The sequence below is a fragment of the Exiguobacterium sp. s102 genome, assembly GCF_018618635.1.
GTDB classification, from domain to species: Bacteria; Bacillota; Bacilli; order Exiguobacteriales; family Exiguobacteriaceae; genus Exiguobacterium_A; species Exiguobacterium_A oxidotolerans.
The window spans coordinates 605,910-618,805 of record NZ_JACSML010000002.1; the positions used below are offsets into that span (position 1 = coordinate 605,910).

General features: G+C 50.5%; 9 protein-coding genes. All 9 read left to right on the forward strand.

Annotation, left to right across the window (positions count from 1 at the left end; all coding sequences use genetic code 11):
* Positions 1-47: 47 nt before the first annotated feature.
* The 9 genes from KNQ02_RS08100 (at position 48) to KNQ02_RS08140 (ending at position 12,884) form a co-directional block, all read left to right on the forward strand.
* Entirely contained in the window at positions 48-1,436 is a 1,389-nt protein-coding gene (locus KNQ02_RS08100; protein WP_214807913.1) for a hypothetical protein, read from the forward strand.
* Between the two features lie 211 nt (positions 1,437-1,647).
* Positions 1,648-4,365, forward strand: a complete 2,718-nt coding sequence (locus KNQ02_RS08105) for a bifunctional 2',3'-cyclic-nucleotide 2'-phosphodiesterase/3'-nucleotidase (protein ID WP_214807916.1) — start codon at positions 1,648-1,650, stop codon at positions 4,363-4,365.
* An 85-nt stretch (positions 4,366-4,450) separates the two neighbouring features.
* Positions 4,451-4,966, forward strand: a complete 516-nt coding sequence (locus KNQ02_RS08110) for a GrpB family protein (protein ID WP_214769590.1) — start codon at positions 4,451-4,453, stop codon at positions 4,964-4,966.
* The gene (locus KNQ02_RS08115) at positions 4,959-5,405 is read left to right on the forward strand and encodes a DinB family protein (protein ID WP_214807919.1); all 447 of its coding nucleotides are present in this window, start codon (positions 4,959-4,961) and stop codon (positions 5,403-5,405) included. The genes KNQ02_RS08110 and KNQ02_RS08115 overlap by 8 nt, the downstream gene beginning before the upstream one ends.
* Positions 5,406-5,419: 14 nt before the next feature.
* Entirely contained in the window at positions 5,420-6,289 is an 870-nt protein-coding gene (locus KNQ02_RS08120; RefSeq protein ID WP_214807921.1) for an alpha/beta fold hydrolase, read from the forward strand.
* 110 nt (positions 6,290-6,399) lie between these two features.
* On the forward strand, positions 6,400-7,518 hold the full coding sequence (locus tag KNQ02_RS08125; protein WP_214765614.1) for a GTP-binding protein: 1,119 nt from the start codon (positions 6,400-6,402) through the stop codon (positions 7,516-7,518).
* Between the two features lie 112 nt (positions 7,519-7,630).
* Positions 7,631-9,154, forward strand: a complete 1,524-nt coding sequence (locus KNQ02_RS08130; protein ID WP_088836874.1) for a cardiolipin synthase — start codon at positions 7,631-7,633, stop codon at positions 9,152-9,154.
* A 213-nt stretch (positions 9,155-9,367) separates the two neighbouring features.
* Positions 9,368-11,704, forward strand: a complete 2,337-nt coding sequence (locus tag KNQ02_RS08135; protein WP_239456870.1) for a glycoside hydrolase family 31 protein — start codon at positions 9,368-9,370, stop codon at positions 11,702-11,704.
* A 277-nt stretch (positions 11,705-11,981) separates the two neighbouring features.
* A complete protein-coding gene (locus KNQ02_RS08140) occupies positions 11,982-12,884 on the forward strand; it encodes an acyl-ACP desaturase (RefSeq protein WP_088836876.1) in 903 nt (300 codons plus the stop codon).
* The last annotated feature ends 12 nt before the right edge of the window (positions 12,885-12,896 follow it).

The window sequence follows — 12,896 nt, forward strand, 5'->3', positions numbered from 1 at the left end:
GAACAGGAATAACTATACAAACAATCTAGTCAAGGGGAGGCGCTTTTATGGAGCGGAGGCAACAGCGAAAGGAACGCTCGCATATGTTACGCAATATCTTGTTTGGTATAGGACTCGCTTGTATTGGTTTTCTCGTCCTGTTCGGTGTCATGACCGTTCTCGTCCAACAAATCGAGAAGTCTGCCGATTATCAGGCGTTCGTCGAACTGATGCAGGACACGGACGTCTCGTGGACGACATTGGAATTGACCCTCGTGTTCCTCCTGTTTTTCATCAGCGGAATGGCTGTCACGTTGCCGGAAGCCGTCAAAGAGGGATTGACGAATCAACTGATTGGCGCAAATGATACGGGGAACATCTTGTCGGTTTTCGGAATCGATCTCAATCAAGTCTTGGAACCGCTATCCTTCCGCGCCGAATATGGCAGTCCATTCTTATCGATTTTCGGAATCGGTCTATTCCTAATCTTATTCTTAGTTTTACGGATCGGCGCAACGCGTGTGACCTGGACGATTCGAACAATCAGCTTTTTAGCGGCGAGTTTCGTCTTGTTTGCATTTACGTTCAACACAGCACTCGGGATTGATGTGCTGACAATTGATCAAGCGACCGTCTGGAACGGAATCTTCATTTTACTCTTTTTGACAGGTCTGTTTTATCTCGCGTTTTATCCACGACAACTGTCCGGTATGTCAGCCGCCTCCCGTGCTGCGATCATTATCCTGATGGTCGCAAGTAGTGCACAACTGTTCTTTACGGTGACGGATGAAGCGAAATATGAGGGGGACGCCTCGACCCGGACGTGGTTGACTGTTTCGAGTTTAAACGCAGGCAGTGACGGCTGGTATGATTTGATGCACGGCAGTCAAGTGACCTACAAGGCAAATGTCCTTGGTGCAAGATTAAATGTCCCGGTGACGTTTTTGAACGGGGAAACCGACGTGACGCGGTTGAAACGATCGATGGAGGACGTCGTCAACCGAATCGACGCCGAGCGCGTCACGAATCAACTGTTGACTGTCATCGGGGGAGAACGTCCCGATTTATCGAATACGCGTTTGACGCTTGACGCAGTCGATTACGGAACGGCACGAAATGTCGTCCTTGCGGCGGCCGCTGATCAAGTCGAACAGGATAAGCCGTTCCCGTTTTGGCTGTTTCTGATTGTCCCGTTCGTCGTCTATCTCCTTGTCAGCATCCGGGCCTTTAAGAAAATATACGATCCCGTCGTTTTCGCTGTTGCGACCGGTTTGATTAGCTGGTTCATCTGTTCGCTGACGGGGACATCGTTTGCACTCTTATGGCAGGACGAGGCTCTCGTCCGGTTCAGTCAAGAGACGGTGACGGTGACGACGATTCTCTATGCGACGGTACTGGCACTGATTGCCGGTTTCATCGGTTACGCAATCAAACGACAGCATCATGGTGATAGATGAAGGGTGAAAACCGTTTCCCGTAAGTTCGGGGAGCGGTTTTCTTTTTTACAAGTAAATTTGTAAAGGTTCAAGGTTAATGTAAAGCCAATTTGTGGAATTAGTTAAGAAGGTTAAATAAGACGGATGTCCGACCTATTCAAAGAGGCTATAAGCTACAATCAAAGCGTGTTAAATTAATTGAGCAGTCATTTATATCTTAGGGGGAAACCAGATGAAACAGGCTACAAAAATTATTATCGCTACCACGTTGATCGCACCGATGTTAGCACCCGTCATCCAAGTCAAAACACTCGCAGCAGATGACAGTGTCGTCAAACTACGTTTTCTAGAAACAACAGATTTACATACAAACTCGATGAATTATGATTACTTCAAAGACGCGCAAGATGAGTCGATCGGTCTCGTCAAAGCAGCGACAGTCATCAAACAGCAACAAAACGTCGTCGGCGAAACGAACAGCTTCCTGTTCGATAACGGGGACACACTCCAAGGCACGCCGTTCGGGGATTATGTCAAAAATCAGTACGATCAAGGCAACAAAGGCAAACACCCGATGTATGAATTAATGGAATACCTCGGTTACGACGCCGTCACGCTCGGTAACCATGAGTTCAACTTCGGACTCGACTTCCTGAAGTCAGCGATGAGTGCTTCAAGCGGTTCAATCAAGTTCGTCAACTCGAACGTCCTCGACGCCGTGACGAAACAACCAATCGTCGCGGAATACAATGAAGACGGAAAAGACTATCAAATCATTGAACGGCAAGTGATGGATCAAAACAATCAACCGAAAACAATCAAAGTCGGCGTCTTCGGTGTCGTCACACCACAAATCATGGCGTGGGACGCGGGGAACTTGACCGGTAAAGTGACGGCGGAAGCCATCATCCCGGTCGCTAAAGCGACGGCGAAAAAACTAAAAGACGCTGGTGCGGACGTCGTCGTTGCGCTGGCCCACTCCGGAATCGGGGATACGATCGACCAAAAAGACGGCGATGAGAACGTCGGGTATGCCTTATCGAAACTGGCCGACATCGATGTCTTGATGACCGGTCACCAGCACGGAAAGTTCCCGGCAGCTGACTCGGCATTCAATAAGTTACCGAACGTCGATGCCGAAAAAGGACTGATTAACGGAAAACCGGTCGTCATGGCGAACACGCAAGGGAAAAATGTCGGTGTCATCGATCTGCAATTAAAACAAGTCGACGGCAAGTGGACGATCGATACGTCATCTGCGAAACTTGCTGACGTCACGAAAGAGACGGTCGCTGATGCCGGTGCGGTCAAGCTGATCGAGAAGTCGCATCAAGGAACACTCGACTATATCCGTCAGGAAGTCGGAACGATCAACGACGATATCCAAAGTTTCTTTGCACTCGTCCAGGATGATGATTCCGTCCAGTTCGTCACGAACGCTCAAAAATGGTACGTCGAAAAACAGTTAAAAGACAATGCGGAACTCGCGAAATATAAAGATTTGCCACTCTTATCTGCCGGTGCACCATTCAAAACGGGCGGACGCAATCAAGTCAACGCGGCAGACTACACGTTGATTAAAAAAGGCCCGATTGCACTGAAGAACGTCGCCGATCTATATGTCTATCCGAACACGCTTGAAGTCGTCAAGGTGACGGGCAAAGACGTCAAGAACTGGCTCGAGATGTCGGCCGGGCAATTTAATGAAGTATCAGGCGAACAAACCGATTTATTGAACAAGGATTTCCGCAGCTACAACTTCGATATCCTCGACGGATTGACGTATGAAATCGACATTACGAAACCGGCGAAGTATGACTACAACGGCGTCGTCGTCAACGCGGATGCGAGTCGTGTCCAAGACATCAAGTACGAAGGCAAGGAAATCACGGATGAGCAGGAATTCCTCGTCGCGACAAACAACTACCGTGCAGGCAGTGCGTCGTTCCCGGGTCTTGGTGGCGGAAAAAACATCGTCTACAAGTCAGCGTACGAAACACGGAACGTCATCTCAGACTTCATCCAAGCCAAGCAGCCGGTCGACTATAAGGCCGATGCGAACTGGTCGCTTGTTGCCAGTAAACCGATGACGGTCAACTTCGATTCAGCGGAAGCGGCAGCAGCATATACGAAACGTTACGAAGGAATCACGAATACAGGCGTGACACGTGCCGGTGAAACGGGAACGTTCCTGAAGTTCGAAATGAACGTGCCGATGAAAAACTTCAATGTTAACGTCGCAACCGTCAAACCGGGAGCGAAAGTCGTCACAGGAACAGCTGTTGCCGGAGCGAAGATTACGGTCAAACTCGGAACGACGGTTCTCGGAACGGCGACTGCTGACGAAACAGGAAAGTATGCGGTAACGGTTCGTCCGGTCAAGCTCCGTGACAAACTGACGGTCGTCTCGGAACTCGGATTCATGAAAAAATCAGCAACCGTCACGGTCGGAACAGGCTTCGTCGCGACACCGGCGATCGATAAAAAATCAGCCGTCTACGGTTCGACGGTCTTGACGGGTAAAGCGACAGCAGGACTTGATGTCACGCTGTACAAAGGGTCGACAAAAATTGCCAAAGCAAAAACGACAGCGAGCGGCTTTAAGATTCCAGTCAAAAACGGTTTGACGACAGGGACATACACGGTCAAATCGACGGATATCTCGCACAAAGTCACGAAAAAAGCATCATTCACGATTAAAAACACCTACCCGGTCAAAAAATGGACAGGTAAAAAGACGTTGACGGGCAAAGTCGAAAAACGTCAAATCGTCCGTCTGTTCGAAAAAACGAGCAGCGGCTATCGATTGATTGCTCAAGACGTCGCCGACAACCACGGCAACTACGTCCTGAAAATGCGGACGGGTCTTGCGACAGGTTCGTACAAGATGAATGTCTATACGGCATCGGATCGTCTCGATCAATCCCGTTACTTCATCACGAAAAAATAACCGAACGAAAACGACCTCGCACGCGTGAGGTCGTTTTGTTTTGCTTAAAGAACTGGCATACTAAATAACAAAGGAGAGGATTGGTATGAGACAAGTCATCGTTACACCGTATCAAGAGGTATGGGCAGAAATGTTTGAAACGGAAGCGGCACAACTGCGGGCGATTTTCGGGCAACGGTTGCGTGGCATCCATCATATCGGCAGTACATCGGTCGCGGGACTGTCGGCAAAACCGATCATCGACATTTTACCGGTCGTCGATACGCTGGGTGAGATTGAGTCGTTCGACACGGCGATGGAAGCACTCGGTTACGAAGTCATGGGCGAGTTCGGCATGCCGGGACGGCGTTACTACCGCAAGGGCGGCGATGCGCGGACGCATCACATCCATCTCTATGCGGACGGCAGTCCGGAAATCAGGCGTCATGTCGTCTTTCGCGATTACTTACGGCAGCATCCGCAAGAAGCGACAGCTTACAGCGACATCAAGGAACAACTGGCGAAGCAGCATCCGGTCGACATCAGTGCCTACATCGCCGGTAAGGATGCGTTCGTCAAGGAAATGGAACACCGGGCGCTCACGTGGTGGTCCCGTGGATGAGTGGCAACAGGCGTTACAACGGCACGTCGCCGTTGGTGTCCGGACGACAAGCCGATTGATGGAAGTGATTCAACCGGACGATTGGCAGAAGCAACCGATTGCGGGGAAGCGGTCCGTATATGAAGTCGCCGCCCATCTTGCCGTGTTGCTCGAAGCGGATTTGCGGATTGCGACCGGCGCGACGGCAGAGGAGATGGCGCAGTTTTATGCGATTCCGGTGCCGACCGGTCAGCTTGTCGACCGCTTGGACCAGTCATGGCAGTATTATCAAGACCGGCTGGCGGGTGATTTTGCGACGGAACCGACCTACTGGGGCGTCAGAGACAGTTCGTCCGGTTGGTTGGTGGAAGCAGCCGTCCACTTGTATCATCACCGGTCACAATTGTTTGATTACTTAAATCTGCTCGGGTACGATATCGAGCTGGCGTTATTTGAATAAGGGGGGGGCTTAAAGTGGAACGGATTGTTGAGACGGTTGACGGACGGTTTGACACCCGGTTGACGGGAACAGGAAATGTGACGTTCATCCTCGATCACGGGATGATGTCGAACCACCACCAGTGGGGCTGGTTGCGCGGCGAGTTATTGCAGCTCGGACGCGTCTTTGAATATTCACGGCTCGGGTATGGCAAGTCCTCGCGCGGCAAAACGAAACGATTTTTTAGTCAACAGGCGGCTGAACTCGGACGCGTCCTGGATGTACTCACAATCGACGGACCGTTTCTGTTCATCGGTCATTCGCTCGGTGCCTATATCTCGCTCGAACTCGGGCGCCGTCGTCCGGACGAGACGGTTGGCATCGTCTTGCTCGATCCGTCACATCCGGAAGTTGATGTTGAACTGCCGGACTGGTATGAGCGGATGCAGGAAAAGTGGAACCGTTTTTTGTATGTCCTCAGTCATATCCGTCCTCTCGCCTGGTTGATTCCGGACAATCTTGGGGCGCGGATGTTCAAAAGCCTTCCGAAAGCGGACCGTGTCCCGCTGTGGCGACAGTTGAGCCGGACGCATCACTGGCGGGGCACGCTTGACGAGTGGGACACCGTCGCACACAACAATCAGCAGATTTTGCAGCTCGTCCCGCACGTGACGCCACCGGTTCTTGTATTGTCAGCTTCTGATTGGGCGGGCGGGATGCCTGAAAAATGGCTGAACAAAGATTTGACGAAACGGATCAATGCAGCTCATGAACGGTTTGCCGATAGTTTGCCGGATGCGAGATTCCATCTGATTGCGAATACGAACCATTACACGATTGCCGGTTTTTCAAAAGAGGCTGCCGAAAGAATCGTCCAGTTGATCCGGACGACGTTTTTTGAATGAACGGACGGTCGTTGTCCTGACTTTTTTTATTTTTCGGGACTTGACAGTCTAAATCGGAATCGTTACTATTTAAAACGTAATCATTACGATTTATAAAGGAGACGATTTACATGTCACGCATTCCGATCACGGTCCTGTCCGGTTATCTTGGTGCAGGAAAAACAACAGTCTTGAATCACTTATTACATAATCGGGCAGGGCGGAAGCTCGCCATCATCGTCAACGATATGAGTGAAGTCAATATCGATGCGGCATTGATTGAAAAGGCCGGCTTTTCACGGACGGAGGAGTCGTTCGTGACGTTATCGAACGGTTGCATCTGTTGTACGCTTCGTGATGATCTATTAGTTGAAGTCCGTCGCCTCGTCGACCAAGGCGATCTGGATGGCATCGTCATCGAATCAAGCGGGATCTCGGAACCGATTCCGGTTGCCCAAACGTTTACGTACGTCGATGAAGACAGCCGAATCGATTTGACGGACGCGACGAAAATCAATGCGATGGTGACGGTCATCGACGGGTACAGTTTCCTGAAAGATTTTGAGTCCGGCGAATCACTAATTGAACGGCAACAGGCAGTTGATGAACAGGACGTCCGGGAAGTCGTTGACTTGCTCGTCGACCAGGTCGAGTTTGCGGATATCCTTCTCTTGAACAAAGTGGACCGACTGACGGCGGAAGAACGTCTCGAAGTCATCCGTTATTTGAAAGCACTGAACCCGGTGGCGAAACTGATCGAGACGACCTACGGACAAGTCGACCCGGCAGCAATTCTTGACGTCGATTTATTTGATTTTGAGCAGGCGGCAGGAAGTGCCGGTTGGATCCGTGAGCTCAATGCCGAGGAACATGTCCCGGAGACGGAAGAATACGGGATTCAATCCTTTGTTTATCGGCGGGAGGTACCGTTTCATCCGGAGCGCCTGCTTGCGTTGATTGAGACGTGGCCGGAAACAATCGTCCGCGCGAAAGGATTTTTGTTCCTCGCGACACGACCGGAAGTGGCACTCTTGTTTCATCAGGCAGGATATGCGTCGAATATGGAATACGCCGGACGGTTCGAGACGCAAGCGGATCGCCGGACGGAACTCGTCCTGATCGGGATTGGTTTGGATCAAAAACGGCTTGAAGCACAATTCGATGCCTGCCTCGTTCAGCGGGATGAAACTGATTGGGCCTCGCTCGCCGATCCGCTTCCGGGTCGCGCGATGTACGATGACGTTTTTTAAATTCAGGTCAACTTTTGAAGAAATCACATCTGTGGTTTCTTTTTTTGCTATATTTTTAAAGGGAACAGGGAAATGACGATAAGAGAGTATGTTTCATAGAGGGGGAAGTAAAGTGCGCAATCGGGTTTTACAGTTCGCGCTCGTGTTTTTAGTCGCTGGAGGTATCATTTGGACATTGTATCAATTGGATTACCTCTATTTTGTATTAACGATTTCCGCGGTCGTCGTGCCGCTCGCCGTCATCATGATCATCTTCATTGAAAATCGGACGGCAGAATCGACGATTGCCTGGTTTCTAGTCTTAATCTTTTTACCGATTCTCGGGGTCATCATCTGGATGATGTTCGGTCGGAACCCGCGTCGCCGTCGCCGGAACCGCCGGTCGCATGATGAGCGGATGTTACTCAAACAAGCGACCCGGCCGGTCCGTTCGCTTGCCGTCAGTGAATTGCCGGCAAATCACCTGAAGCTCGCCAACACGATTCGAAACTTCGGTGGCGGTGGGGTCGATGTCCATACGGCAAGTAAAATTTTGACGAACGGAACGGAGACGTTCCCGGCGATTCTTGAGGCGATCCGGAGTGCGAAGCATCACGTCCACATCCAGTATTACATCTACCGCAACGATGAGACGGGGAAAGCGATCCGTGAAGCATTGATTGAACGGCTAGAAGCCGGGGTCGAAGTCCGCTTCATGTACGACGGGCTCGGCAGTTATATGCTCGGGGAAGGGTTTTTACGTCCGCTCCGTGACGCCGGAGCAAAAATCGCCGCGTATGATCCGATTTCGAGTCCTTTGTTCATCTTCACGGCGAACTTCCGGAATCACCGGAAAATCGTCGTCATCGACGGCAAAGTCGGCTTTACCGGTGGATTGAACGTCGGTGATGAATACGATGGTAAAAACAAGAAATTTGGATTTTGGCGCGATACGCACCTTCGACTCGAAGGGCGTGCCGTCAAGGAGCTGCAGGCGACGTTTTTGGATGATTGGATTTATGCGCATCTTGAAGGGACGGATACATGGGAGACGTTCGGTGGCGAGGACGGATTAGCACGCTACTTCCCGAAACATGACGCTGAGACGGACGGGGCGGTACAAGTCGTCACGAGTGGACCGACGTCAAAAGATCCGGCGATCCGTAATGCCCTGATTGCAGCAATCATCTCTGCCCAGCGCTCGATTTGGATTGCGACGCCCTATTTGATTCCGGACAATGAAACGATGACATTGCTGCGGCTTGCAGCACGGGCCGGGCTCGACGTCCGGATTTTGACGCCGGGACGAGGGGACAGCTTCACGTCGTATTACGGGACACGCTCTTATTTCGGACCATTGCTCAAAGACGGAGTGAAAATTTATACGTATAACCGTCACTTCATCCATGCGAAAATCGTGTTGATTGATGGCAAGATCGGCGTCGTCGGGACGGCGAACATGGATATTCGCAGTTTCGTCCTCAACTACGAAATCATGGCGTTTCTCTATGATACGGAAAGTGCATCGAAGCTTGAGCGGGACTTCATCGATGACTTCGAAGTTTCGATTCAGTTGTCGTCCAATGATTATGTCAAGCGATCGCTTCGTTTCCGTCTGTTCGAGTCATTCTCGCGGCTGATTTCACCTTTATTATAAAAAGCAGAGTCCGTAGTCCCGTCGATAATGCATTGGCGGGACTACTTTTTTTGAATAATGGATTAGTTGGAACTTGAAACGGGAACAAACAGTTTTATACACTTAGGGTGTACATCGGTTGCACTACTTACTTTTTGGAAGGAAGTGAAAAGGACGATTTCGTCCTGATCCCGTATGCGAACAATTGACGAATCCCATTTCTATACGCGAGACATGAAACCACTGGCACGACCGGAAGCGATCATTCAAGGTGATCATTACCGCTTCACGATTTTAACGAGTCGGATGATTCGGATGGAATACGCGGAGGATGGTCGCTTTGAGGACCGGCCGACGCAAACGGTCTGGAACCGCGATTTTCCCGTCCCGTCATTCCGAATCGTTGAAGACGATACGGAATTGCAAATCATCACGGAACATGTGCACCTCCACTATACGAAAGGTCCGTTCGCTGAGAACACGTTATATGTCGACGTGCTCGGGAACTTCAGTACGTACTACAGCCGCTATACATTCGGCGGACCGCTCCGGACGCTCAAAGGGACGGCGCGGACACTCGACCATGCGGACGGGGAGATTCCGCTCGAAGAAGGAATCATCTCCCGCCAAGGGTACGCGGCGATTGACGACTCGGCTTCGTTCGTCCTGACGGAAGATCATTTCGTCGAGCCGCGCCAAGCCGGGGCAAAAGATATTTATTACTTCGGTTATGGTCATGACTATAAACAAGCGTTGAAGGACTTCTATCATTTAACAGGACCGACGCCGATGCTGCCGCGTCAAGTCCTTGGGAACTGGTGGAGCCGTTACTGGCGCTATAACGAAAAAGAGTACAAAGACTTGATGACACGTTTCAAAAAAGAAGACGTCCCGTTTTCCGTCAGCGTCATCGACATGGATTGGCACGTGACCGACATTCCGGAAAAATACGGGAGCGGCTGGACCGGCTATACGTGGAACCGCGACTTGTTCCCCGATCCGCGAGGCTTCCTGAAATGGTTAAAGGATGATGACCGGATGGTGACGCTCAACCTGCACCCGGCGGACGGTGTTCGCGGGTTTGAAGAGGCCTATGAAGCGATGGCTGTCGCGATGGGACTTGATCCGGATACGGAAGACCGGATTCCGTTTGATTTTTCGGACAAGACGTTCATCGAAAACTACTTCACGAAACTGCATCACCCGCATGAGGCGGACGGCGTCGACTTTTGGTGGATCGACTGGCAACAGGGAGCGAACTCGAAGATTAAAGGGCTCGACCCGCTCTGGATGCTTAATCATTACCATGCGCTCGATATCGCCCGTGACGGCAATCGTCCGTTAATCTTCTCACGCTACGCAGGACCCGGTAGTCACCGTTATCCGGTCGGGTTCTCCGGTGACACGATCATCTCCTGGGCATCACTCAAGTTCCAGCCGTACTTCACGGCGACGGCGTCGAACATCGGCTACGGCTGGTGGAGCCACGATATCGGCGGACACCAGCGCGGTGAAAAAGATGATGAATTATCGACGCGCTGGCTCCAATATGGCGTCTTCAGCCCGATCATGCGTTTGCACAGTACGATGAGCATCTTTAACGGGAAGGAACCGTGGCGGTATTCGGTCGAGGCGGAACAAGTCATGAAACGGTATTTACGGTTGCGTCATCAACTCGTCCCGTATATTTACACGATGAATGCCCGCAATCATTTTGACGGATTGCCGCTCGTCTCACCGATGTATTATGAGCATCCGGAAGACGAACTTGCGTATGCCGTCCCGAACCAGTATTATTTCGGAACGGAAATGATGGTCGCACCGATCGTCGAACCGATGAATCAGAAATTACACGTCGCGGCGACGACGGCGTGGTTGCCGGACGGGGAATGGTTCGATTTCTTCTCCGGTCACCGTTATACAGGCGGGAAACAAATGCGTCTGTTCCGAAAGCTTGACGAACAGGCGGTTCTCGCGAAAGCAGGTGCGATCATTCCGCTCGGTCGACATGTCGAGCACTCGAACGCCTTGCATAATCCGGAACACCTCGATGTTCACGTATTCCCTGGCGCCTCGAACCAATTCACGCTGTTTGAGGATGACAGTGTCGGTGTCGCCCACCGGGACGGGGAAAACGTCGAGACATCGTTCGAACTCGACTGGGTCGCCCGGACGATGACGATCGCAGCACCAATCGGAAAACAGGAACTGTTGCCTGAAAAACGGGTCATCACTGTGATTTTACGTGGTGTCAACGAAGGGTATATCGTCCGTGACGGAGAAACGTTACCGGGCGAATATGACCCGAAAAAACAATCGTTGACGGTTTCGCTCGGTGAAGTGACGGAAACGGTCACGTTATCGCTCCAAGTCGAAATGTCAACGAACGATAATCGGATGGAACGCTTATATGAGTTCCTCGATCAGGCGGAAATCGGCTACGACTTGAAGGACCGTCTCTATCGTCTGTTGACGCAACGTCTTGAGCCGATCAATTTGATGCATCAGCTCCAGGCACTGGATCTTGAGAAGGATCTCGTCGACTGTTTACTTGAATTGATGCTGTACTGACGCGAAAATGAACGACAGGGTGAATAGTATTCAAATCATTTTAGCGATTTTTCTCAAGTGAGTCATAAGCCTGTATGCATGGATTTTTAAAAAATCTGTGAATGCAGGTTTTTTTTCTTGGATAGGACGGCGTCTCACTTTATAATGTCTACAGTAGCTAATACGACCTGCTCTTTAAAATGTTATAGCCATAAACAAGTTTGATTTAAATCATTATAATGGTTAAATACATTTAAATGGGTTAAGGTTAAAAAAACATCTTAAAGGAGACATGATCATGTTAAATTCAGATTTAGATATTCGTTTAGAACCGCGCATTCAAGAATTATATCGATTACATAAGGAACGCTCTGCACATATCGACTGGAGCTATCACGAATTCATTCCTTGGGACAAGGCGATGTCATTTAAACGGGTTCCTTGGGAGGAAAGTCAAGTCACGCTTCCGGAAGGTGTCATCGTTGCGGTGGAAACGGCCTTGCTGACAGAAGTGAATTTACCTTGGTACACGTCGCATTTGGATTACACCTTTAAAAACTCGATGGAGGTCATCAATGATTTCGTCCGTACGTGGACGGCGGAGGAAGATCAGCATTCGAGCTTACTCGAAACGTATTTACTTGTGACACGAAACGTCAATCCGACACGGTTGCATCAATTAAGAAGACGCGTCGTTGAAAGTGGTTGGTTCCCGGACTTTACGAATCCTTTAGCAACAATGGCCTATACGTCGTTGCAGGAGCTTGCGACACTCGTTTTCTATAACAACGTCGCGAGAGTGGCAGGGGCGCATGACAAAGACTTGGCGACGCTGCTTCGCCGTTTGGCGAAAGACGAAGCCCTTCACTATGCGTTCTATCGCGACACGGTGAAGGCGCACCTTGAGCTCGATCCGAACTTCATCGTGTTCTTTGAAGATGTCATCATTAACTTCTCGATGCCGGGTGCCGTCATGCCGGACTTTACCGAGCGCATGAAAACCATCGCCGTCGATACGAATTACGGACCACTCCAATACTTCGACCAAGTATTAGATGTCGTCGTGAAATACTGGGATATCGAGAACTTGGAACCGACGAGTGAAGAAGCCAAACAATCACAAGCGAACATCATGAAATATCATGGACGTCTAAAACGAATCAAAGAACGCCAATTAGGAAAAAGTAAGCAAGATGTCTGAAAAGGGGAGCGG